We start from the raw sequence: 23,037 nt of genomic DNA on the forward strand, positions 1-23,037 counted from the left end.
TTAGTCATTAGTCATTGGTCATTGGTCATTAGTCATTGGTCATTAGTCATTGGTCATTAGTCATTGGTCATTGGTCATTAGTCATTGGTCATTAGTCATTGGTCATTGGTCATTGGTCATTAGTCATTGGTCATTAGTCATTGGTCATTAGTCATTAGTCATTGGTCATTAGTCATTAGTCATTGGTCATCAGGAAGAGGGAATTGGTGCGATAAATCTCGTTTATTACTACTCATTAACAGGCTCTGTATGGTAACGCATATCCGGAGGCTCTGCCTCCTTTTTCCCAGTCGAGGCAGAGCCTCTGAATATCGGTTCCAAGGCAGAGCATTGGAACCAGTTTACCAGTTAAATATTGTTGGCCAACCCACCCCTACAAGCGGGATTTTACTGTTGCGTGAGGGCGGTTTTTACCGAATTGTCAATAATTGATAAATATTGTGGGTGAACCCGCTCCTACAAGCCATTAGAAGATAATTAAGGCGTTTTCTTCGATTCAGATTTAGGAGATTCTTGAGCTTTTGGAGTTGCTTTGTTACCCTTCGGCGAAGGCTTCGGGCTGGCAATTTCTGGGGCAACGGACGGCTGGGAAGTTACGCTTGGGGATGCCTGCTGTTTTTGGGAAGCGGGGGCAGTTATCGGAGCTGCAGGGGCTGCCTTAGCACCTAAAATGCTCGCGTCTCCGGTGTCAAATAAGCCGGCGATGCAGGCAATCATCATTGTTGCTAGGGTGCCGACAAATAATGCTTTCCAACCGAGTTCGGAAATGTCTTTGCGGCGGGAGGGAATTAGGGCGATCGTACCGCCGACAAATATACCGACGGATGCTAGGTGCGCGAAGCCGGAAAGGGCGTAACTGACAATCAAAACTGTGCGATCGCTAATCAGTCCTTGTTTTGCGGCTTCTGCTAAACTTTGATAGGGCGGAATTGCGGTTTCTAACAGGCGCCGTCCGATGATTACTGATGCTACCCAAGAATCCTCAATGGGAACTCCAGTTAACAAGGTTAGCGGATAAAATAAAACTCCTTGGATATTTTGCAGGGTGACAAAACTAAAGATTGTGCCGATGGGAGCCGGCAACACGGCTAGCCAGCCAAAGAATTGATTGATTAAGGAAACTAAGCCCAAGATTAAAATCAAAACAGCGGCGATCGCCACTGCCATTTTTACACCGTCCAATGCACCAATTATCGCTGCATCCAAAGGGCTGACTCGTTCGATGGGTTCTCCGCCCACAGTCTCTTGTTTGAGCGCTTCGCCGTCGATTTCCGAAATTTCGTCGCTGATAAATTCGCCGAGGCCTTGAGGCTTCCGTTCTTCCTTGGGGATGCCGCCCATTGTCAGCGGCACGCCTGTTTCGGGAACTAAAATTTTGGAGATGACAAAGCAAGCGGGAATGGCGATAATTGAGGCGGAAACTAAATGTCCTAAAATATTGGGAAATACAGGCTTGAGAAAGCTGACGTAAATTGCTAAAGTTGATGAAGCGGCGGTTCCAAAACAGCAGGAGAGAATGGCACAAAGTTCGGAACGAGTCATTTGCGGCAAGTAAGGCTTGACGACTATTGCTGCTTCTATTCCTACAAAAATATTGGCTGCGCCGCTGAGGGCTTCCGCGCCGCTCAACCGCATTGTCTTATAAAATATTTTGGCAAAAACTTCGGTGACAATTTGAATTACGCCGATGTTGTACAGTAAGGCCATGAGGCCGGAAAAAAAGACGACTGTCGGTAAAGCTCGAAAGGCGAAAATATATCCTAAATTAATTGCCGGCTCTTTACCCGGTACTGGTACAATATTGCTCCCGAATACAAATCTCGCTCCGGTGTCAGCAGCGGTGAATACTCCATCGAGCAAGCCTGTAAACCATTCTAGGGCGATACGAGTTGGGGGAAACAGGAATACTAAAAATCCTAAGACTAATTGCAGGCCAATTCCCCAGATGATGACGCGCCAAGGTATATAACGAACTTGGCGGTTTTCTGAGAAAATCCAGGCGATCGCGCAGAGCCCAAAAATGCCCAGAAATGAGATAAAGTTGTAAATAGACATGAGTCTAGTCCTTAAAATAGCTGAGAATGCCGATCGACGGTTTGTACCACATCAGTTATACTATTCATCGGACGGCAAGTGCCAAAAAAATAATTAGCAGATCAATTACGCACTCAACAGCGTATTTATGTCGTTGTTCATGTCAGCGCCAGCGGAAGCGGATCTTTAGCAACCGTTGATTTGCCGTAATTACCAGCAGTTTAAATAAAAACACGCAACACATGGAAGCTTTTGCTCCACATCCTCCCGAATGGACTGCGATGGCGGTTCACGCTACTGAGTTTTGCTGTCCCAAGTGCGGTGCTAGCTGCACTGATGCCCGCGAGGTCTGGATTAATCGCCGATCGCCAGTATACAGTGAGTTCCAGCGTCGCAAGTGGCAAGAATTTTATCGCTGTCAGTGCGACGGCGTGTGGTGGGCCTGGAGTAGCGATAGGCCTCCTTCTGAACTTGTGCGTCCCGATGAGAGTTCGGATGAGAGCTCCGATGAGGACTATGATGATTTTTAGAAGGACTTTCGATTTGATTTCAAATTAGGGTAAGGTGCGTCCGGGCGCACCTTACACTTACATTGGCGCGTGCAAGTTTTCAATTAATTCAGCACGTCGAGTACGCCCTTGACTACGCCTTCCATGACTTTTTCAACTAAGATCAATTCATTTTCGCCGATCGACTCGTCTAAGAGCATTGACTGAATTCGCTGTCTGTCTTCGCGAGTCAGTTCGCCAGAGGCAAAGATCCGTTCAACTACTTGTTCATTTAAAAATGGGAAGGGTTGATTTTGCATTATCTGTCCCTAAAAGCATCAATATTTTATTTTTAATTTTGCTAGAGGAGGCAGTTATTTTGTGGGTTTTTGCCTTCTCACCCAAATCTTTGCTCCAATCTTAGGACTCAGCAGGCGTTTTGTCAAGACACCTGCGACCGATAAATACGGAATCTGCTTGGTATTTCTGACATTCTGGCAAAAGATGGTTTTAGAGGGCGATCGACTCAAAGACGCTGATTTGCACCCTGGGAGCAAACCGCCGTGCCCGCAAGCTTTTTAAGTTTATTGGCACTTTAGCGGAACATTACAGCTCAAAAAAAATCAAAACTACAATAGATTAGAATGGGGCATGGCGAATGGGGAATGGGGAATTGGGAATGGGGAATTGGGAATGGGGAATTGGGAATGGGGAATTGGGAATGGGGAATTGGGAATTGTCAACCACTAACGACTGATGACTGATGACTAATAACTAATGACTAATGACTAATAACTAATAACTAATGACCTATTTTCGCTCTGCTATAATTTTGACATTAGGTTTTTTGCTGCTACCGCTAGCAGCGCGATCGCAATCTGTCATTCCGGCAAATGACGGCACTAATACTATTGTCAACCAGGAGCAAAATCGCTTAGAAATTAGAGGCGGACAACTGTCTGGAAACGGCACAAACTTGTTTCACAGCTTCAGCCAATTTAATCTCAGCGAAGGTCAAATTGCTAATTTTCTAACTAATCCAAATATTCAAAATATTTTAGGGCGAATTTCCGGCGGCAATGTTTCCTTCATTAATGGCGTGATTTCAATAAGCGGGGGAAACTCGAATTTATTCTTAATGAATCCGGCGGGAATTGTTTTCGGTCAAAATGCGAGATTGAACGTGCCGGGGTCTTTTTTTGCCACAACTTCTACGAATATCGGTTTCGGCGATCGCTGGTTTAATGCGGCCGGAATTAATGATTATAAATCCTTGCTGGGAAATCCCACTCAATTTAATTTTAATAACTCACAATCTGGGATAATTGTCAATGCTGGAAACTTAGCAGTTGGTAGCGGTCAAAATTTAACTTTGTTGGGCGGTGCTGCGATCAATACCGGGCAATTGTCCGCCCCGGCCGGTCAAATTACGGTGGCTGCTGTTGCGGGAAGCAATACAGTCCGCATCAGTCAGACTGGTAATTTATTGAGTTTAGAAATTACTCCGTCTTTGCAGTCAGACAAATCGGCGATCGCCCCAGTTGCTTTACCTGTGTTGCTGACTGGCCCAGGCCTAGAGTCAGCCACAGGTTTAACGACTAACGAACAAGGTCAATTAATCCTGACTGGGGGCCAAACAGTGCCGGTAAATGCCGGAAGCGCGATCGTATCGGGTGCTGTAAATGTCTTTGCACCTTCTGGTGCCAGAGGCGGCACAGTCAATATTTTAGGGTCAAAAGTCGGACTGTTCGGCGCAAATATCAATGCTTCCGGGACAGATGGCGGAGGAGTCGTGCGCGTCGGTGGCGGTTTCCGGGGGACGGAACCAGTGCCAAATTCCCTGGTAACTTATGTTAGTCCTGATTCTACGATCGCAGCAGACGCGATCGACCGCGGTAACGGCGGCACAGCGACAATTTGGTCAGACAATACAACTCGCTTCTTCGGCAATATTACGGCTCGCGGCGGCACAGCAGCAGGTAACGGCGGCAGAGTGGAAGTTTCGGGTAAAAATGCTCTAACTTTCCAAGGAGAGGTGGATACCCGCGCGCCTAACGGGGCGATCGGCAATTTGTGGCTCGATCCGGCAAATATTGCGATCGTCAGCGGTAACGGCGAAAACAGCCCTTCATCCTCTGCTGGCGGGGAACTCCAAGCCACAGAATCACCCACTGAAACATCGATCTCAGAAGTGCAGTTGGAACAGATGGCGGCCGGCAGCAACGTAGTTGTAGAAACCCCCGGCTACATCACCCTCCAAGACTTACCCGACAACAAACTCGCACTGCAAGCGCAAACCGGAGACAGCGTAACATTTACATCAGGCGGAGTGTTTTTTGTCAATGACCCCAAGGATTTAATCGAGACTCAAGGTGGCAACATTAACATTTTTGCCAGCAGCATTTCTCTGGGCGGAGTCAACGCTAACGGCGGCAATATCGCTCTGACTGCTAACGGCATTGACTTCAGGGGCGGCAGCAATTCCGTCAGCAGTGCGGGGGGGAAAATTCGCTTGCAGCCCAGCGACGGCCGAGGGATTCGGGTGGGCGGCACTGGCGATATTTTAGGGGTTTTGGACTTGACGGGAGGTGATCTGGGTGCTTTGGCGGCGGGTTTCGGCTCGATCGCGATCGGGCGCGCCAACAGCAGCTCGATCGCGATCGTCGCACCCATTACCTTCAACAGCCCGCTGACACTTCAAGGCAGTTCGATCGCGATCGACCATCCCCTCAGAACAACCGGCAGCGCTAGCTTGACACTCGACGCGCCCCAAACGGAGATCGGTGCCAACATCGCCGCACCGGGCGCAGATATCGCTTTTACTGGCAACCTTTCCCTGAATGCTGATGCAGCTTTGGACGCTCAAGCCACGGGCAGCATTCTGTTTTCCGGCAGCCTGGACGGAGCTCGCGCCCTGAGACTTGACGCTGGGCGAGTGCGGTTCGGCGGTACAGTCGTCGGTGAAGCTGCACCGCTGGCGAGTTTGACTGTCAGCGGCGGGGGTACCGAGATAGCTGGCGATATCGCCACATCTGGCGACATCACTTTCAAAAGTCCCGTCACAGTCGATCGCCGCAGCACAATTTCGGCCAGTACCGGCAACATCACTTTTGCCAGTACCCTCGACAGCATCCAAGGCCGGGCAAATAATTTGACGCTGCGCGCTGGCGGCAACATTACCTTTACCGGCGCAGTCGGTCAAAGTCAGAGGTTGGGCGTGCTCTCGGCTGATGCTGCTAGCGTGACGGCTACTTCCCAAATTGCAGCCCGCTTTTTGAGCGTGAACGCGCGAGATTTTGCTACCATCAGGGGGGACAGCACGGCCGCTTTGGGAGCCGATATCAAGGCAGGAAATGTACTCTTAGAGGGTAATTTAAGGACGGATGGCGGCAATGCGAACTTGCAAGCTTTGGACGAGGTTCGGACTGGCAATATTACCTCCAACGGCGGCAGCATTCGGGTTGAGGGAAATACTGTTGCAGCAGGGGCGATCGACTCTTCGTCAGCAACGGGAACAGGTGGCGCGATCGCCGTCAAAAGCAATGCCGGCGCTTTAACTGCGGGAGGTTTGAACTCTTCGGGGGCGATCGGCGGCAATATTGCCCTTACCTCGCAAGCCGGCATTTCTACTCTCGATCTCAACTCCAGCGGCACTCAGGGAAACGGCGGCGCAGTCTCTCTGAGCGCGATCGGTAACATTCAGTCGGGCTTTATCAACGCTAGAGGTGGCAGTGTTGATGTCACAACCCTCGGTTTGTTTCGATCGAACAATGTTTTTAACGATATATCCGGCAATCTTGCCAGTATTTCTACTGCAGGAGGTACAGGAGGCGGGGCGATCGCCATTCGGCACGGAGGCGGTAGCGATCGACCCTTTGTAGTTGGCGGGGCGATCGACAACGGAACTCAGGGAAGCATTAATGCTGGCGCAGAAAACGCCATTTTGCCCAGTTTTTCCTTTGGGCAAACTTACACCCAAGGAAGTTTACAAAACCAGATTTCCCTAATTACACCGGGCGCGCCCCCTACTCCTCCACCAATCCCCGAACCAATCCCCGAACCAATCCCCGAACCAATCCCCGAACCAATTCCCGAACCAATCCCCGAACCAATTCCCGAACCAATTCCCGATCCGGCGCTGTCATTTCCTGCATCTTTGCAAGTACAATTGCGACCGCCAAATCAAAACAGAAATTCCCCAACTAGCCCGGAAATTTTCGTTCCTTCTCGCAGATTCGATACCGCAGTATCCGGTATTTTAGCCTTTGAACAAACCTTCACTCGCGAATACGAAAAATATCTAGATTTGCCCGCCCGAAAGCCGATTACTAATATGTCGGTAATTTACGAAACCCTTCGCAAAAACGAACAAATTACCGGGGTAAAATCTGCAATCATTTATATGAATTGGGTCAGCGAATCAAAAGCAGCAGCCACAGAAAATGATTCGGTGCTGGTGGCAAGTCGAGATTTATCTAATCTATTTCCTGTCAGAAAAAACCTCATCCCGCCGCCTCCAAAAATGTTAGAAGATGGGTTGGGGGAGAATTGGCAACTAGCCGGCACAGAAGTTTCCGATGTTCCTACCGGCGAGCATTTAGAATTAGTGTTAGTCACAGCTAACGCTCAACCGATGCGCGTTTTAATTCCGGCGACAACGCGCTGGCAGGTACTGCAATTAGCCGACGCTTTGCAAACGGAAATTACTAATCCCAGAAGAAGAAATAGTATCAGTTATTTGGATGCAGCTCAAAAACTTTATCGGTGGTTAATTGCGCCATTTGCAGGAGAATTGGCAGCTTTAAAAATTAATAATTTAATTGTAATTCCGGCAGCGGGTTTGCGAAGCGTGCCGTTTGCAGCTCTTCACGATGGCAAACAATTTTTAGTTGAGAAATATAGCTTGAGCGTGATGCCGAGTCTGAGTTTGACTGATATCCGCTACGACAATATTACTGACGATGAAGTGTTGGCGATGGGGGCGTCGGTATTTAAGGATAAAGCGCCATTACCGGCGGTACCGGTGGAGTTAGAGTCGATCGCCCCGCCGACGCGCGGAAAATCATTTTTGAATCAAGATTTTACTCTCGCGAATTTGCAAGCTCAACGGGCAAATCAACCTTTTGGAATTATTCACTTAGCAACTCACAGCGAATTCCAGCCAGGAGAACCGAAAAATTCTTACATTCAGTTGTGGGATACTAAATTGCGCCTCGATCAAATGCGGCAGTTGCGGTGGAATGAACCGCCAGTGCACCTGTTAGTTTTAAGCGCGTGCAGTACCGCTTTGGGCGATGAAGAGGCGGAGTTGGGGTTTGCGGGTTTGGCGGTAGCTAGCGGTGCGCGATCGGCTTTGGCGAGTTTGTGGGAAGTCAGCGATGAGGGGACTTTGGGACTAATGACGGAGTTTTACCGCCTGTTGCGGACTCCCAGAAGCGGTGGTAATTTGATGATTAAAGCCGAGGCTTTGCGGTGGGCGCAATTGCAGATGTTGCGGGGGCGGGTGCGGATTCAAGACGGGATGTTGCGAGTTGAAGGGCTTTCTGAGGCGATCGCTTTACCTCCTGAAATTGCGGCCAGGGGCGATCGAATGCTTTCCCATCCTTATTATTGGGCTGCTTTTACAATGATTGGCAATCCTTGGTAATTGGGCATTGGGCATGGGGCATGGGGCATGGGGCATTGGGCAAACAGGGCATTGGCCAAACAGGGCATTGGGAATTGGCCCGCGCAGGGCATTGGGCGGAGCGAAGCGGAGGGATTGGGCATTTTCCCTAATGACTGATGACTGAGGACTGATGACTGATGACTGTTGACTGTTGACTGTTGACTGTTGACTGTTGACTGTTGACTGTTGACTGTTGACTGTTAACATCATGTATGAGTGCAACCGGAATTGATATAACCAATAACTAACAACTAACAACTAACAACTGAGGGCGGGCACGCACCATCCACCGCCCCTACCAACTAACAAATAACAACTAACAACTAACAACTAACAACTAACAACTAACAACTAACAAATAACAACTAACAACTAACAACTAACAACTAACAACTAACAACTAACAACTAACAACTAACAACTAACAACTAACTCTTCTTCCTTAATATTTTTCGCTAGGCTGGAAATGCCGCGCAACTTCCTGATGACATACGTGCCAAAAATACAAAGCCAAATTCAGAAGAGCTAATAACTTAGTGCCATCTTCTAACATCGCGTGCAATCCTGTACTTGGAGAGTTTATAATATCCTCAAACCGCGAGATAGCAAACAACAATAATGCTAGGACTAATGGCAAGTAAGGAGTAGTTTTGATGTACCGCCAAAAATTAGATATGTAAAGAAAAATCCCGCTCGCATAACATAAATAAATTATTTTTTTAGATATTCCCAGCCGAGTAAGAATCAAAGTCATCCGAAACCTGTCATCCACATACAAGACTCCCAGCAGTAAAGCACTAAAAAATAAGAAGATGGTCGATCGACTGCGGGGATCTTTTTGGCGCAGCAATCCAAAACTAAATGCACAAATTGCCACACAACTGCACCCTAGGACTTCGGAAACTCCGGTGAGAATGCCTTCGTAAGGGAACCAGAAATTAAAAGGATCGCTAAACAGGCGTTCAACTCCGTCTCCCTTCTTGTTGAGTTTTGCGTAGACGCTTAGCCAGCCCAAAATCAGGACAGTCAGAATGTTGAAAGCAGCTAAAAACGGTACAGTAAAAAAGTGTGTTTTGAAAAATTCTAAAGAATTTGAAAAATTGGGAATTTGATCTAATAAAGACCGACGCTTCATAAAAACTATCTCCAAGCAATAGGCTTAGTTACTACTGATTGAGCGGCAGCCAAAGTACAAATGTAGTACCGCGATCTGTTGGATATAAATGAGTTTCTGCTGGTGGCAGCCATTCGGGATTTACTGGAGAAAATACTTCAATTTCTCCTTGCATTTGGCGGACTAAATCGCGGGCGATCGCCAAACCCAATCCGGTGCCGGGAATTTCTGTCTGCGCTTTTTCTCCCCGGTAGTGCCGCTCGAATAAATGTTCTAAATCTTGGGGTGGAATCCCGGCACCTGTGTCGCTGACTGCCACTGCGATGGCAGGTGATGGGTGGTGTGTTGCCCGATCGCCCTTCGCTTCCTTGTACCTTACTTTAATATAAATTTGGCAGCCGACAGAGCTATATTTCAAAGCATTGTCAATTAAATTGCTCAAAACTTCGCGCAAAGCTCGATCGTTCGCCGAAACTGGCGGCAAATCTGCCGGAATGTCGGCTACCAATGATAGACGCCTTTCAGATGCGATCGCCCGGGCGGAAATTAACAGCGGTTGTAGCACCAATCCCACAAAACAGGATTCTTCCAAATTGGCTGCTGGTGACAGCGACAGAGAAGAATGCGACATTAATTCTAAATTGGACACTGCTTTTTCTGAAGTGCCCAATGGGAGTCTGAGATTTGCTTCGCCGGTGTCAAGGGTGCGATCGAACTCGGCGAGCAAGTCTTGCAGCCGATCGCTCTCTCGGACAATACTAAAAGCCACATTGCGATTTCTGTCTTCCGGTACCAGCCTGCGCGCCAACAGCTTACCAAAAGTTCGCAACGCTGTCAGCGGACTTTTGAACTGGTGCAGCAAATTGTGCATCGTATCGTACACCTGAGTCTGGATTTGCCTCGCCGTGCCCAATTCCTGCTGCATCCACTGCGATCGCTGGTCTAAAATACAAGCCAGGGTCAAGGTGCGAGCAATTTGCTGCATTTGAGCCTCCTCTCGATCGTTCCAAGGCCTGTCTTGCCTGCCGCACACCAGGAGTCCCATTACAACTCCCTCGTGTACCATAGGCGTCACAATTTGCCGGCGTTGCTGCCACACATTCTCCGGGCCTTGACACCGATCGTTCCGCCGCTGATTATCCGGGCTCTGCTCGGGCGCGATCGCCCCCACCGTCGATTCTTCCACAGGAAAAGCTGGCGCAGCCAGCCGCGGCACTGGTTTGGCTGTCGAGTTTTGGGAAGATTGCAGCCTCAGCCCCAGATTTTCTTCCGATTCGGCTGATGTTTCTGGGTAAACCGCGATCTCTACCAACTTTGCTGCGCTTCCGGGTACGAGTTCTTGTGTCAGGTATACCGCGCTGAATGTCGCTCCCAAACTGACGGCGATCGCCACCTGCGATCGGCAAAGCTGGACAAATTCGGAACTGGCTGGCATTAACATGAGCGCCACATTAAGATATCTAACGGAATTCTAAGTCAATTACAACTGGGCCGGTGCCGATTACAGATGAGAAACTTCTAAATTTCTGGTGTCTCCGCTTTGATGGAAGGCTGCTAGGTTCAAAGCATTCGGCTTTCACAAACAAAAATTGCTTAAAAGTAAAGTCCCGCCTGCATACTTTCCACAGATTTCCCAGCTTGGCTGCTGCCGGAACTTGCGGCCTACATTACCACAACTGGTGTATTTTGTCGATCGGCACGAATGTTAAGATTGTGTCGATATATTAAAAACCGTTGATTTTTTGAGCTAGAAGGGATATACTGGCCTCGGATTTGGTAGCTATGATTACCTAAAAAATCGATCTCAAACCCCGTCCGATCGGGACGGCTTTGATGATTGAATCATATATTGTTGATTCGCCAGATGTAAAAATCCGGTCTCAACTCTAGCATCCAAAAAATCTCAAATAGGTTGGGGCATCAACCTGGGGCTCGGCAAGATCGGACAAGCCGTGCTTGAGGAAAGCTGTTAGAATCCAGAATCCCCATTTTTTTTAGGGATGGGGAGTATGTCAAAACCTGTCTGTTCATACTGTCTGCTCATACTGTCTGCTTACAGAGGAGGTAAAGAAATTGGCCAGGAGACGCAAACGCAAGAGTCGCCGCCGACAAGAAGGACGCAGAATTTTAGAGTGCGTGCCTCAATATAGCATCGAGAGCGGCGAAGATAAACCCGTAACAGCGGCTCGCAAGTTCATCCATGCTGAAGGCATTGCTCCCCCTGCTTTGCTGTTAGTCAAGCGTAACGAGCATACCACCGACAGATACTTCTGGGCTGAAAAAGGTTTATTCGGAGCCCAATACGTAGAAGAGAACCATTTCTTGTTTCCCAGTTTAAAGGTAATGCTGGAAACAGCCTCCGAAAAAATTCCTGTGGTGTCCGCCCGCGCATAGGTCAAAATGTTGAGTTCAAAACATTGACAGCAATGTTTGTCTAGCTCTTTTAACAAAAGTGCGAGAGTTCTCATTGTCTGGAGAGTGCTGGCTGAAATTTACGCGAAAAGTCCTTAAGAATACAGAATAAGGGTATAAGGCTCCATCGCAACAGGATACTCGCCTGCAAAGGGCGATCGCCACAGCGCGCACTCTCAGGATAATGGTTTTTTTAGACACCGCTCACGGATACAAGCCCCGCAGGGCTGTCGCGGCTTCAAATTTTAGACGAAAATTCAAATTCCCAGATTCATCTTGAGGATAAATCGAAAATCTCAAATCTCGACTCTAAAATCGACTGAGTGTTCTGTCGATCGAGCTTTCGGACTCTTTGAGAGATCCGCAAACATTCATCGGTTAGTCGGCTAGAACTTTAAGCACGGCATCTAGCATATCAAAAAACGTTCCACACCAAAATTTTAATATTCCAGCGGTTTTAAATCTAAAGCTTTTTCCATAGCTGCTAGTTCATCGCGGTGAGCTCTGACAGTAACCAGGCTCTTAGTTTGGCTTCCCGACTCAGCAACAGATTCGAGTTTAAGGGAAACTTGCTCCGAGCGTCCAGCTTTTTTCCAGTAAAATATTCCCGCCAGCGGTGACAGCAGTACCAAAGCTAGGAAAATTTGACCTTGCTGGGGAAGTAGCATTCCCAAAAGCAAGCCCAAGGACAGAGTGCCGCCTGCACTCAGCAAAGTGAGAAAAATAGCTAAAAACCAACTAGGCCGCACAAAACCTTCAAAAGTGACTTTATAGTTTGGGGCATCGACGGCTACAACTCGGTAAGCTCTAGAAGCAAAATACTCTTGTAGCTGGGTTAAAAGCGACTCTTGGGCGCGGGGCGAAGCAAACTTGATTTGTTCGATTCTTTCTTTGACTGAGGCCTTGATGAAGAAAAACAAGCCTACAGTCATCAGCAGGGCGATCGTAAACGTTGAAGAAAGAACAGTAGTATCCATCGGTAGAAGTTTGTGTAATTGAAATTATCTACTACTACTTTACAGAACTTTACAGACAAAAGCGATCGAGGACTTACGCAGACACTTGCTTACCAAAATTACCAACAAGCTTTGTAGCAAGGTTTTTTTCTCCCCATCACCAAATTCTTATATCTCCCCACGCTTTCTAATTTTCAAGTGACAATGCGTAAGTCCTGACGTAGTGTAGCTGCTCTAATTCCTGTGCGGCGATGCTTGCAAAGCGAAGACAAGGAAGGCAGTTCGCTTTGCTAGTAGCGCCAGCATTTCAAGGGTTTAGGCATCCGATTCCAACACCGACTAACCTGTGTGACCGGTTTCTAGGGCACGGGGGCGACGGCCAGACGCGCCGTTTCCCTGACCGATATAATCGTGCCACAGGCGAGCTAGGTCTTGAGCTTGGTGCCGCCACTCGGGGAGGATTTGATACATCCGGCGGGGGCGGCCGCGTCCTTCTACTTTTTTCCAGTAACCGGTGATGACGGCTTCATCTTCGAGGAATTTGAGAGCGCTGTAGAGGACGGTATCGGAAAGTCGGTAGATGGGGAATTCCCGCTCTAGTTGTCCGATGAGTTCTGTACCGTAGGAATCCGATCGCAATAACACCGAGAGAATGTAGCACACTGCTAGTTCCTTGTTTAGATAAACAGGAGGGGGGTCTTGAAAAAATTGATAGATATGTTCAAATTTCATCTGTCTTGTCCGCTAGAAACTCTCGCGATACCGTCAGGTTGACGGGAGAGGAAAGCGGGGCGGGGTGTGCCGCTTCCTAAGAACTAAGTGGGAATCGGGGAAACAGAGGTGCAGTATTTCCCCAGTTGTGTTGATGGCTCGAAAGAGTTGTGCTGCACTTAGGTAATGTTTGCTTGCGCCAAGGTTGAGGAGCGCTCACATAACTAGGGTAACTTTCTTTCTCTTATAATCTATCGCAGCGGCTATTGCCGGCGCGGGCGATCGCACATCAGAATTTCGTTGGCTTTAGTGATTAGTGTTTCCGCTCAAACTCAGCAGCAGAAACTTCCCTAAACCCTCTACCTGCCTTTCCAAGGGGGCCACAGTTTGTCAGAGCAAGCCGGCTTTTTCGGGCCGAAACTTGCTTTTAAACCGGGCTCAGACCTAACATGGCGCGCAGGGTAAAAGTTAGAAAGACAAAAGTCGCTACAATCGAAGTAACCAGGACGATGGCTGTTGCCGGTCGATCGAGTAGAGGTTTGAGTCGCTCGAACAGGAAAAAGAAGATTCCGAGACAGACAGTAATCAAAAAACGGGGGTACCTAGAGACGTTATTAATGAAATCTTGCATGAGCGCAGATGGGGTAATTTGTTACAGCTCGATCGTTGACTGGTAACACTTGTGAGCGAGTTAGATAATTTTGGCACAGCCGGAGCTAAATCGGCTCCTCGGGCGATCGGGCGTTTTTGCCGGCGAGGCTGATATATATAATTCTAACGAATATTTTTGGTCGATCGATCGCGGTCTGTTTAATCCCGTGCAACATCCGGTGACAACTTCAGAAGTATTTATATTCAGTTCTAGTTGCGATCGACATTATAAGGCTGTTATTTATAGATAAATGTCTGCTTCCGCACCTTCTTCCCTCTTGCCGCGTCCGTTTCAGAAACCGGCCTTACGGTAGAACTAGGTCGAAGGTAATAAAAGCCCACAGAATCAAACTATGTGAATTTTAGTCTTTGATTTGGAACCAAATCCAAGAAATCCACCCTCGGACAGTAGAATAACGCCTTTTTATAGTTGTATCATTAATATCTGAACGATTTTCTGAGATTATTTTACAGATTGCATCTTCTGGCGGAATTTGTCCCAGTTCAAGCGCTAATTGAAACACTAAATAAAAAACTTTACGTTGTAAAATCTTATTAATCAAATCTAGATATTTTAATTTAGGTCTTTTATGTAAAATTGACCTTCCTTCACTTGTCAAGCGAAAAATTACTTTTTTTCTTAGGGAATCTTGATAATTTTCTATCAGTCCAATATACAATCCAGCATTAGTATAATAATCAGTTTGCCTGCGGTCAAATTCATAGTTTTCTGTAATATCATCTTTAGTTAAATCTCTTTCTAATAACAATGATAATAAATCTACTACTCTCTCAAATTTATCAGCTTGGGGAAATGGAACATCTGGCTCTGCAATTAGTTGAATATTATTGAATACCCGATCGACATCGCTCAGTTGTATTTCTTGGGGAGCGATCGTATAATTCTTTTGTTCTCTCAGTTTCAGAGAGTTATAATCTTCATCATTGCTAAATTCATAAATAAAAAAGCTAAAAACGTCGTTAGAGTATGTCATCAATACTGGAATTACTTTTTTAGTTATTTTTTGTGACCACAATCTGTAAGGATAGTAAAGTTGTCTAATCAAAAAATCCTCGATCGAATAGTTCTTAGCTTCTATCAATACAAAATAGTTGTCGCTTTCAAATCCGGCATCTATCTCACACTGAGAATTTTTAACCTTGATTGAATAGGGTTTGTTGGTGGTGGGATTGATAATATTAAAATTAAAGGACTCTGTAGACATTCTCCCAGAAACAGTATAAGCTGTTTTTTCGCCTAATAAATCATCTATAAGACCGATATTAAACGCACAGTGCAATGCGGAACTTTCAGAATATAAATTTGTGCAATCTATACTCTCTATGTGTGAAGGAAAGTCAAAAGGAATTACTTCTATTTCAGGATCGTACTTAACTTCAAAGTGTGTACCAAACTTACCAATCACATATTTTGAGCGAGAAATTGGCAAGATTGATAGATGATTTTCTCGAAAGATATCCGGCAAATTGACAGAGTGATCGAACTTTGCCATCAGCCTGCTTTCTCTTAGCTTGTTGATTTGAGCCGATTCTATTTCAAAACAGCCATTTTTATCTACTTCTTCTAAGATATTATGCGTTTCAAATAGTGTTTCCCAGGCTTTATCGTTAGCAGTCTTCTTGTTTTTTCTCATATTTATTTGTCCTGAACTTGATAATTTAAAATTAATACTTCATCAATCTTACCTCTTTTCAAGGCATTTGAGTTGATACTTCTCGTTGCCCTAACTTTTTTGATTGTATCCCGATAATCATTGTACAAATCCAGAATAAAATCCGTACAAGAATTACTCATCATCACTTTGCAACCTTTGGTCGTTAGGTCGTCAAAAACTTTTTTTAGTCTTTCTTGTTCGTGTCTATTAAAGCCATTCACATCATATCCAGTAAAAGAAGCTGTTTCCGAAACAGGATCGTAAGGAGGATCTAAATAAATAAAATCTCCTTTTCGGGCATCTTTAACAGCTTCTTGAAAATCCAAATTTGACAGTATAATGGTGTTGCTACTTAAGTATTTGTTTACAGCTCTTAAAACAGCCTCATCTAAAAAATTGGGATTTTTATATCTACCAAACGGAACATTAAATTGACCTTGGGAATTAACCCTAAACAAACCATTGTAGCAAGTTTTATTTAGATAAATGATTCGTGCTGCTTTTTCAACTGCCGACAAATCGGCATATTTTTTAGCTGAACGATCTAAGTCTCTCATATCATAATAAGAAGTTTCGCTATTGCTATATTTATCCTTGCTTAATTCCTCCATCAGCTCATCTAAAGAGTCTCTGATCGCTTGATAGCAGTTAATCAGTTCTCTGTTGCTATCATTGATAACAGCTTTTTGGGGTTGTAACTCAAACAAGAGTGCACCTCCACCTATGAAAGGTTCATAGTATGTATGTTTGCTTGTCAGCTTGGGAACATACTTAACAATTTCTGGCAATAACTGCCTTTTACCTCCTGCCCACTTTAAGAAAGGTCTTACTAAGGGATTAATTTTCCCTCTTACTAACGTATCGCTTTTCACTCAGATGCCTCTAACGCTGAACAATTCATTGTACTTGAATTTTTGTTCAAGTCAAGAGTAAAGGGTGATATTGATTCAAGGTGTAAGTCGCAGTTAAATCTATCGACAAAGACACCTTGACAAAATTTTATTAATCTGATATGTGAGGGCAAAAATTTTGAATTAAGCCGATCGCACTTCAATCACCCCTCTATCAAAAACCCGCTTGTCAGTACCGATAGAACTGACAAACATCCGGTCTTCATAAATATCAAACGTCGCAAAACTCAGCCGACTAGCCGAAAACTCCGTCCACTCAGAACGCCCCACCGGACGAGTGCCCCCGCCGGCCCCGCAAATCAAATAAGTCGTACCGTCAATCGATCGGGTGCGTTCGTAGCTGTGCTCGTGTCCGTTGATATAAAGCTGCACGCCGTACTTTTTAAACAAAGGTGTCAAAGTCTTAATAAAAGGTTGATTCACTCCGTAGATACCAGAGGAATAAATCTGGTGGTGGCCGAACACAACTTTCCACGGTGCAGTGCTTTTACTCAACTCTTTCTCCAGCCAAACAAGCTGATTTTTCCAATCCGCATTGCGATTGGTATCTAATGCAAAAAACTGTACCGGATCGCGCCGAAAAGTATAGTAGCGACCTTGCATATTAAAACCCGCATATTTAACTTGCGGGTCGCCGTTAGCAGTGCGGATGTCGTGATTTCCCAGACAAGCATAAAATTTTACGCCTTGCTGCAATAATGACTGATAAGGCTTCTCGAAAACAGCATTAATTTGTTCAATTTCGCCGTTATTGTAGATATTGTCGCCGGCGAGAACAGCAATATTAAAAGGATTTTCCCCGTGATATTGGGTCATCGCCTCAGCCACAGCATACTGACCTTTAGCCCCGGTGCCGGTGTCGGCAACCGAAATAAAGCGTAAAATAGGCGGTGAGGCCGGCAATGGGACGATCGCCCTTTGAGCCTCAACATTAGAAGGTACAGCAGCATTCGCGTCTGTACCCCAGGAAGTCCGAAGCTGAAGCATTTTCCAGACTCCGGTAAAATCTAAGCTGCTGAGACTGGCTAAAAATAGAAAGCGACGGCGTTTAAGGCTCATGATGATTCAGTTACAACTAATAAAATGATAAATTAAGGCTGAGAAGACTCAACTAAAATTCAATTTTAGATATATTTGCAACGCTCCAAGGCAAAGAAAATGTCAGAAGAACAACTAAACCAACCAACTCCAGAAGCGTCTCAATCTCCGAAAGCGGAGGTTGGCGAGGCGGCTGCAAAGTCTGCCGCCACAACCAGCCAAGCTCAAAATGCCAGCAGCGCCGTTCCCAAAAATCAGAAAATCAAAGCTTTGATTTTCTCAATTCGGAATTTGGGGAAAAAAGGGAAAAATGTAGCAGCAGAACCCCCGTTGCAGCCCCAAAAGCCGATCGCGCCCACCGCTTCTGACTCAGCAACAGTAACTCCTCCGGCTGTTGCTGCGGAAGTAAAAGCGCAAGTTAACAGCGTTCCCCCCCCAAAAGTTATGGTAAAATCCGATAATAAAAAGTCTGTATCAAAACCCGCAGGCGACAGTTTTTTAGAGAAAGTCGTTGTACTTTGGCAAAGTATTGTGCGGTTAGTGCGCGAGCTGCTGCCGCCTTTTGTCAGCGCCAAGGTGTCAGATCCAATTTTAAACGCTTCCTTAGCAGCAATTCTCATCGTTGCAGTCGGTTTAACCTTCAACAGTTTCTCAGCAAAACCGCCGGAACAACTAGCAAAAGCGCCTATTGCAGCACCGCCGCAGTCGCCGGCTACCTTTAGCGATTTTTTGCCGGACACAGCCAAATCACCAGAGGCGATCGCAAATTCTCAGCCAACATCCGCTAAATTAAAAAGCAAATCGCCCGATTTAGTAGCACCAGACAAACGGCAATCGATAGAAATTATCCCGCCACCACTAACGCCGGAACAGTCTTTGATTGCTGCAATTCAAACTCAAGTTGCTGACATTACCGATCGACTTGGCGGCGGTTTAGTTAGGTCTGTTCAAGCTGATTTCTCCATCGGCCTTTTGACAGTGAATGTCGCTGAAGATTGGTACAATCTCAGCACAATAGAGCAAAATCAGCTAGCAAGTAAAATGTGGAAAGAAGCTAATGCACTCGATTTCAGCAAGTTACAAATTGCCAATTCCGAAGGTAAATTAATCGCTAGAAGTCCAATTGTTGGTTCGGAAATGATTATTTTAGAAAGAGGCATTAATTAGATTTTTAACTTTTTGTATCTGTAAACCGTCCGACCATTTTTAAATTCTAGGACGCAGAATCAAATTATGTAAGGTGTGCAATGCACACCTTACCGCTGTTAATCTTTTTAAGAAATCGCATTTTCTTGGAAGTGATATCAATTCCATTAGGATCGGAATTATTCATTTCTCTCTGACCTCTCTGTGTTCTCTGTGTTCTAGCGCCGGTTAAATCATTCCGATGCAACCGGAAACGATAGGAGACAATGGGTAGGGGAAAACTTTTGAGCGCACTGATAGCAAAAAGGTGCGCCTCGCGCACCCTACATCACAAAATATGAACAGTCAACAGTCACCAATTAACTCATGACTAGAAAGGTTTATTAGTAGGTTTAAAACCCTGCTTTTTAAAATAGGTTCGGAATACCTCTTGAGCAATTGGTGCCGCCGAAACCGAACCAAATCCGCCGCCTTCAACAATAACTGCGATCGCAACTTCCGGCTTGTCAGCGGGAGCAAAACCTACATACATAGAATTGTCAGGATGTCCGGGCATTTCCACAGTTCCAGTTTTACCAGCACTTAAAGGAATAGTACCGTCATTCATCGCGCGGGCTGTACCTTTTTTCACCACGTCAATCAATCCTTGTTTAACGACGTTTAAAGTTGCCGGCTTAATACCTGTTGGAATTTTTTTAGTAATAGGCGTATTGGTTTGAGAAGCCAACAAATGCGGCTGTACTCGCGAACCGCCATTGGCAATAGTTGACACCATCACAGCCAATTCTAGGGGAGTACAAAGTACCAAACCTTGACCGATCGCCATTGTCACCGTATCGCCCACATACCAATCTTCCCCATACATTTTCTGTTTCTCAGCAGGGATCGGAACTTGACCGTGATTGGCTGCATCCAACCCCAAAAGCTTTAAATTAATAGCACCGCCAATGCCCATTTTTTTAGCCCATTTCGCCATTTCTTCCGGCCCTACAGCCATGCCTACTTGATAGAAAAATGTATTGCTGCTGTAGGCTAAAGCGTCCCGAAAACCGATAACGCCGTAACCAGCGCCGTGTTCGTTAAAGGTAATTCCGCCGATATTAATAGAAGAAGATGATACTAAAGTCGAGTCAGGAGAAAACTTGCCCGACTCCATCCCGGCTACAGAAGTTACAATCTTAAAAGTGCTGCCGACTGGATAGCCTTGAACTGCCCGATTTAAAAATGGTTTGTCTGGCCCTTGCAGTCGATCCCATTCTTTTTGAGTTACCTTCCGAGTGAAAATATTGGGGTCAAACGTCGGCCAACTAGCCATTGTTAAAAGAGCTCCGGTTTTGACATCGATCGCCACAACTGCACCCAGGCGATCGCCCAAAGCTTTTTCTGCAGTTTTCTGCATATCCAAATCTAAAGTTAGCTGCACCGGTTTGCCGGGAATAGGAGCTTTTACACCCAAATCTTGGATTTCCTCGCCCTTAGCATTCACCTCGATCAAACGGTTTCCCCAAACGCCTTCTAAAGTTTTATTGGCTAATTTTTCAACTCCCATCTGACCGACAATCATTCCCATCGGATATGTAGGATTAGCTTTTAATTCGTCTAAAGTAGCTTCGCCGACGTATCCTAAAACGTGAGCTGCTAGTTGTTCGTTGGGATTGTCTCGGCTCGATTCGGCGCGAATTTCAACTCCCCGCAAAGTATTAGCTTGTTCTCCCAATGCGACAAAAGTACCGACATCGATATTTTTACTAATTCGCACTGGGAGGGCAGATTTGTAGCCTGCTTCTTCGATTTTTTTGAGAATTTCGGCTGCGGGAAGTTTGACGATCGGGCCGAGTGTAGCGGCGACTTCTTCCCAGTCTTTGGTCGATCGCTCTTTCGGCCACAGATAAACCGATCGAGATACGCGATTAGCCGCAAAAATTTTGCCGTTGCGGTCTAAAATTTGACCGCGATTAGCTGCGACAGAAACAGGGCGAATGCGGTTATTTTCCGCCCGCTGTCTGTTGTATGCTCCCTGTACCAGTTGCAGTTCCGCGAGACGAAATACCGGCAGCGTCACCAAAGTAGTGACTAGCAGCATCAAAACCATCACTTGGAACGATCGGCTGCGCTGGCGCGTACCATTATCCAAGGCATTTTTGTCGAATCGGACGTGAGATTTAAAAGAAAAATCGCCAGCCATATTAATTAATCTGCTCTTTTATTCAACTAACAAGTAGATGCAGTTGCCATCCGGATTATTTGGTGGAAGATGCAAGCATTATAACTTCTCACTCTTTAGTGACAGACAGAAATTCTACCGGTTGGCAGACGAATCAGCCATATTTTGTGATTAAAGTAGATTTTAAATATCAAGTTTTTGTGACAATTCAACTTCTCAGGAGGTACAGGCGCTGTGGAACCGCTCGATTTTTTGATTGCTTGGCTGGTGACGGGCAGCAGCTTGCTGCTAATTTCTCAACTGCCAATCGGTGTGGAAATTGACAGCACACCGAAAGCCGTAATTTCCGCTGCGGTGTTGGGATTGTTGAATGTTTTAATTTTGCCCATTCTGAAAACAGTTTTTTTCCTGCCGAACTTGCTGACGCTGGGATTGCTTTCCGGCGTGTTTGCTTTTGTGATGAATGCGATCGTTTTTGCCTCTGCTGCGAAGCTAGTGGAAGGATTTCACCTACGGATGGGCCTGTGAGCGCGGTATTGGGGGCGATCGCCCTGGCAGCAGTTAGCAGCTTTATCAATAGCGCGCTGATTTAGCAATTTCCCCAGAAAAAGGGCGATCGAAATCGCCCGATATTTCCACACATTACCTTGCGCGTTTCGTTTCTCTAGAACCGATTTCAATCGCCGAATATTCCTTATTCCTTCTTCTTTCTCCCTTCTTAGTTGTCCCCTATTCCCTCTTCCTTCTTCCTTCTTCCTTCTTCCTTCTTACTTCCCAATCACCGACTTATAGGCTGTTACTTTGATGTCAATTCCAGTAATATCTGTGCCGACAACTACAGCGGCTGCTCCTAAGTTTAATGCTTTTTTTGCCATTTCTGGCCCGGCGATTCCGCCTTCGCAGATAACTGGAACCTTAAGCTTTTCTACCATTTGGGCTAGCAAATCAAATCCGGGCGGCGAGAAACTTTGCGTCTGTGGAGTGTAGCCAAAAAGAGTAGTTGCGACAGTATCTGCACCAGCTTGGGCCGCCGCGATCGCAGCTTCGATCGTGTCTACATCCGCCATCACCAATTTCCCTAATTCGCTGTGAATTCGATCGATTAACGTTTTTAACTCTTCGCCAGCAGGACGGTTTCGCAAAGTCGCGTCAACGGCGATAATATCGGCTCCAGAAGTGGCGATCGCCCGCGCGTCTTCAAACCGAGGAGTAATGTAAATCTCGCATCCCGGCAATTGCTGCTTCCAAATCCCAATTATCGGAGCCGATACCTGTTTTCGCACCGCCGCAATGTGAGCCGGAGAGTCAATCCGCACCCCCGCAGCCCCTCGATTGACAGCGGTGCGAGCCATTGCCGCAATGACGATCGGATCGTGCAGCGGCGAATCGGCAGGTGCTTGACAAGAAACAATTAATCCTGTAGGAATTTGACAATTAATCATGGTGAATTAGGAATTGGGAATTGGGCATGGGGAATTGGCCAAACAGGGAATTGGCCAAACAGGGCATCGGCCAAACAGGGCATCGGCCAAACAGGGCATCGGCCAAACAGGGCATTGGGCCCAGCGAAGGGATGGGCATGGGGCATGGGCCAAACAGGGCATCGGCCAAACAGGGCATTGGGATTTTTTTTGTAATTTATTCCCTGTGTCCTATTGAACTCAAATAAGCGTTAAGTTTTGGTAGTAATTTATCAACAATTGGTTTAAATTTGCTTACTTGTTCGCTTGTGATAAGTTGTCTAGCATACGCTAATCTTAACCAGTGTACTGTTTCGTACAAAGAGCCTCTGGCAATTTTTACAAAACGCCGATTATCTTGGTCATTATAACGACCTCTTCCTTCAGCAATATTAGCACATACACTATCAGCAGACCGAACGATCTGTTTGCCCATCGTATCTTTTGTGAAATAATCCCATTTTTTAACAATCTCCCAAATCTCATTCGCCAAACTTTCCGCCAACTTATAAACCTCTAATTCCTCAAAATCAGGTCTTCCCATAATTACCTCAAACACTCAATTATATTAAATGCCCCATGCCCCATGCCCCATCCCTCCGCTTCGC

21 protein-coding genes are annotated in these 23,037 nt (G+C 46.1%); 7 read left to right on the forward strand and 14 right to left on the reverse strand.

Annotated elements, in window-relative coordinates; genetic code table 11:
* Positions 1 to 477 precede the first annotated feature (477 nt).
* On the reverse strand, positions 478 to 2,055 hold the full coding sequence (locus tag IQ263_RS14430; protein WP_194068033.1) for a NupC/NupG family nucleoside CNT transporter: 1,578 nt from the start codon (positions 2,053 to 2,055) through the stop codon (positions 478 to 480).
* A gap of 221 nt (positions 2,056 to 2,276) precedes the next feature.
* On the opposite strand from IQ263_RS14430, the gene IQ263_RS14435 reads away from it, so the two are divergent.
* Entirely contained in the window at positions 2,277 to 2,564 is a 288-nt protein-coding gene (locus IQ263_RS14435) for a hypothetical protein (protein WP_194068034.1), read from the forward strand.
* An 83-nt stretch (positions 2,565 to 2,647) separates the two neighbouring features.
* On the opposite strand, the gene IQ263_RS14440 is transcribed toward IQ263_RS14435, so the two are convergent.
* On the reverse strand, positions 2,648 to 2,842 hold the full coding sequence (locus IQ263_RS14440; protein ID WP_194068035.1) for a hypothetical protein: 195 nt from the start codon (positions 2,840 to 2,842) through the stop codon (positions 2,648 to 2,650).
* Positions 2,843 to 2,903: 61 nt separating this feature from the next.
* Here IQ263_RS14440 and IQ263_RS14445 point away from each other — a divergent pair, with 61 nt between their 5' ends.
* Positions 2,904 to 3,104, forward strand: a complete 201-nt coding sequence (locus IQ263_RS14445; protein ID WP_194068036.1) for a hypothetical protein — start codon at positions 2,904 to 2,906, stop codon at positions 3,102 to 3,104.
* A 223-nt stretch (positions 3,105 to 3,327) separates the two neighbouring features.
* Entirely contained in the window at positions 3,328 to 8,169 is a 4,842-nt protein-coding gene (locus tag IQ263_RS14450; RefSeq protein ID WP_194068037.1) for a CHAT domain-containing protein, read from the forward strand.
* Positions 8,170 to 8,632: 463 nt separating this feature from the next.
* Here the strand turns inward: IQ263_RS14450 and IQ263_RS14455 are convergent, their stop codons facing one another.
* Complete coding sequence (locus IQ263_RS14455) at positions 8,633 to 9,325, reverse strand: hypothetical protein (RefSeq protein WP_194068038.1); 693 nt, start codon at positions 9,323 to 9,325, stop codon at positions 8,633 to 8,635.
* A 31-nt stretch (positions 9,326 to 9,356) separates the two neighbouring features.
* Positions 9,357 to 10,739, reverse strand: coding sequence for a GAF domain-containing sensor histidine kinase (locus IQ263_RS14460; RefSeq protein WP_228050053.1), 1,383 nt, complete (start codon positions 10,737 to 10,739; stop codon positions 9,357 to 9,359).
* Positions 10,740 to 11,377: 638 nt separating this feature from the next.
* Here IQ263_RS14460 and IQ263_RS14465 point away from each other — a divergent pair.
* Positions 11,378 to 11,698: a DUF3155 domain-containing protein gene (locus IQ263_RS14465; RefSeq protein ID WP_194011340.1), complete on the forward strand. Its 321-nt coding sequence runs from the start codon at positions 11,378 to 11,380 to the stop codon at positions 11,696 to 11,698.
* Positions 11,699 to 12,156: 458 nt separating this feature from the next.
* Here IQ263_RS14465 and IQ263_RS14470 read toward each other — a convergent pair whose 3' ends face one another.
* The 3 genes from IQ263_RS14470 to IQ263_RS14480 form a co-directional block, all read right to left on the reverse strand.
* Positions 12,157 to 12,693, reverse strand: coding sequence for a cofactor assembly of complex C subunit B (locus tag IQ263_RS14470; RefSeq protein ID WP_194011341.1), 537 nt, complete (start codon positions 12,691 to 12,693; stop codon positions 12,157 to 12,159).
* Between the two features lie 318 nt (positions 12,694 to 13,011).
* The gene (locus IQ263_RS14475) at positions 13,012 to 13,404 is read right to left on the reverse strand and encodes a PadR family transcriptional regulator (protein WP_194068040.1); all 393 of its coding nucleotides are present in this window, start codon (positions 13,402 to 13,404) and stop codon (positions 13,012 to 13,014) included.
* Positions 13,405 to 13,810: 406 nt separating this feature from the next.
* Positions 13,811 to 14,014, reverse strand: coding sequence for a DUF751 family protein (locus tag IQ263_RS14480; protein ID WP_194011343.1), 204 nt, complete (start codon positions 14,012 to 14,014; stop codon positions 13,811 to 13,813).
* A gap of 70 nt (positions 14,015 to 14,084) precedes the next feature.
* Here IQ263_RS14480 and IQ263_RS14485 point away from each other — a divergent pair, with 70 nt between their 5' ends.
* A complete protein-coding gene (locus tag IQ263_RS14485) occupies positions 14,085 to 14,285 on the forward strand; it encodes a hypothetical protein (protein WP_194068041.1) in 201 nt (66 codons plus the stop codon).
* Between the two features lie 111 nt (positions 14,286 to 14,396).
* Here the strand turns inward: IQ263_RS14485 and IQ263_RS14490 are convergent, their stop codons facing one another.
* The 3 genes from IQ263_RS14490 to IQ263_RS14500 form a co-directional block, all read right to left on the reverse strand.
* Positions 14,397 to 15,689 (reverse strand): type II restriction enzyme, encoded by a 1,293-nt coding sequence (locus IQ263_RS14490; protein WP_194068042.1) that lies wholly within the window; start codon positions 15,687 to 15,689, stop codon positions 14,397 to 14,399.
* A 2-nt stretch (positions 15,690 to 15,691) separates the two neighbouring features.
* Entirely contained in the window at positions 15,692 to 16,582 is an 891-nt protein-coding gene (locus tag IQ263_RS14495) for a DNA adenine methylase (protein ID WP_194068043.1), read from the reverse strand.
* Between the two features lie 162 nt (positions 16,583 to 16,744).
* Positions 16,745 to 17,680 carry a metallophosphoesterase family protein gene (locus IQ263_RS14500; protein ID WP_194068044.1) on the reverse strand — a complete coding sequence of 312 codons (936 nt, stop codon included), beginning with the start codon at positions 17,678 to 17,680 and terminating at the stop codon, positions 16,745 to 16,747.
* Positions 17,681 to 17,779: 99 nt separating this feature from the next.
* Between IQ263_RS14500 and IQ263_RS14505 the strand changes: the two genes are divergently transcribed.
* Positions 17,780 to 18,826, forward strand: coding sequence for a hypothetical protein (locus tag IQ263_RS14505; RefSeq protein ID WP_194068045.1), 1,047 nt, complete (start codon positions 17,780 to 17,782; stop codon positions 18,824 to 18,826).
* Between the two features lie 349 nt (positions 18,827 to 19,175).
* Here IQ263_RS14505 and mrdA read toward each other — a convergent pair whose 3' ends face one another.
* Entirely contained in the window at positions 19,176 to 20,990 is a 1,815-nt protein-coding gene (gene mrdA, locus IQ263_RS14510) for a penicillin-binding protein 2 (protein WP_194068046.1), read from the reverse strand.
* 213 nt (positions 20,991 to 21,203) lie between these two features.
* Here mrdA and IQ263_RS14515 point away from each other — a divergent pair, with 213 nt between their 5' ends.
* A complete protein-coding gene (locus IQ263_RS14515) occupies positions 21,204 to 21,497 on the forward strand; it encodes a phage holin family protein (RefSeq protein ID WP_370589102.1) in 294 nt (97 codons plus the stop codon).
* On the opposite strand, the gene IQ263_RS29840 is transcribed toward IQ263_RS14515, so the two are convergent.
* From IQ263_RS29840 to IQ263_RS14525, 3 genes are all read right to left on the reverse strand, one after another.
* The gene (locus IQ263_RS29840) at positions 21,476 to 21,649 is read right to left on the reverse strand and encodes a hypothetical protein (protein ID WP_370589103.1); all 174 of its coding nucleotides are present in this window, start codon (positions 21,647 to 21,649) and stop codon (positions 21,476 to 21,478) included. The two genes, IQ263_RS14515 and IQ263_RS29840, sit on opposite strands and share 22 nt — an antisense overlap.
* An 87-nt stretch (positions 21,650 to 21,736) precedes the next feature.
* Positions 21,737 to 22,411 (reverse strand): N-acetylmannosamine-6-phosphate 2-epimerase, encoded by a 675-nt coding sequence (locus IQ263_RS14520; RefSeq protein WP_194068047.1) that lies wholly within the window; start codon positions 22,409 to 22,411, stop codon positions 21,737 to 21,739.
* 196 nt (positions 22,412 to 22,607) lie between these two features.
* Positions 22,608 to 22,973, reverse strand: coding sequence for a four helix bundle protein (locus IQ263_RS14525; RefSeq protein ID WP_194068051.1), 366 nt, complete (start codon positions 22,971 to 22,973; stop codon positions 22,608 to 22,610).
* Positions 22,974 to 23,037: the final 64 nt, after the last annotated feature.

Origin of the sequence: Tychonema sp. LEGE 06208, from assembly GCF_015207505.1 — a bacterium.
GTDB lineage: Bacteria > Cyanobacteriota > Cyanobacteriia > Cyanobacteriales > Microcoleaceae > Microcoleus.

Excerpts from the sequence above, each read along its gene's own strand:
- IQ263_RS14455 (WP_194068038.1), bottom strand. The coding sequence starts at position 9,325 with ATGAAGCGTCGGTCTTTATTAGATCAAATTCCCAATTTTTCAAATTCT.
- IQ263_RS14490 (WP_194068042.1), bottom strand. The coding sequence starts at position 15,689 with ATGAGAAAAAACAAGAAGACTGCTAACGATAAAGCCTGGGAAACACTA.
- IQ263_RS14525 (WP_194068051.1), bottom strand. The coding sequence starts at position 22,973 with ATGGGAAGACCTGATTTTGAGGAATTAGAGGTTTATAAGTTGGCGGAA.
- IQ263_RS14460 (WP_228050053.1), bottom strand. The coding sequence starts at position 10,739 with ATGCCAGCCAGTTCCGAATTTGTCCAGCTTTGCCGATCGCAGGTGGCG.
- IQ263_RS14450 (WP_194068037.1), top strand. The coding sequence starts at position 3,328 with ATGACCTATTTTCGCTCTGCTATAATTTTGACATTAGGTTTTTTGCTG.
- IQ263_RS14470 (WP_194011341.1), bottom strand. The coding sequence starts at position 12,693 with ATGGATACTACTGTTCTTTCTTCAACGTTTACGATCGCCCTGCTGATG.
- IQ263_RS14435 (WP_194068034.1), top strand. The coding sequence starts at position 2,277 with ATGGAAGCTTTTGCTCCACATCCTCCCGAATGGACTGCGATGGCGGTT.
- IQ263_RS14480 (WP_194011343.1), bottom strand. The coding sequence starts at position 14,014 with ATGCAAGATTTCATTAATAACGTCTCTAGGTACCCCCGTTTTTTGATT.
- mrdA (WP_194068046.1), bottom strand. The coding sequence starts at position 20,990 with ATGGCTGGCGATTTTTCTTTTAAATCTCACGTCCGATTCGACAAAAAT.
- IQ263_RS14440 (WP_194068035.1), bottom strand. The coding sequence starts at position 2,842 with ATGCAAAATCAACCCTTCCCATTTTTAAATGAACAAGTAGTTGAACGG.
- IQ263_RS14500 (WP_194068044.1), bottom strand. The coding sequence starts at position 17,680 with ATGAGCCTTAAACGCCGTCGCTTTCTATTTTTAGCCAGTCTCAGCAGC.
- IQ263_RS14505 (WP_194068045.1), top strand. The coding sequence starts at position 17,780 with ATGTCAGAAGAACAACTAAACCAACCAACTCCAGAAGCGTCTCAATCT.
- IQ263_RS14430 (WP_194068033.1), bottom strand. The coding sequence starts at position 2,055 with ATGTCTATTTACAACTTTATCTCATTTCTGGGCATTTTTGGGCTCTGC.
- IQ263_RS14520 (WP_194068047.1), bottom strand. The coding sequence starts at position 22,411 with ATGATTAATTGTCAAATTCCTACAGGATTAATTGTTTCTTGTCAAGCA.
- IQ263_RS14475 (WP_194068040.1), bottom strand. The coding sequence starts at position 13,404 with ATGAAATTTGAACATATCTATCAATTTTTTCAAGACCCCCCTCCTGTT.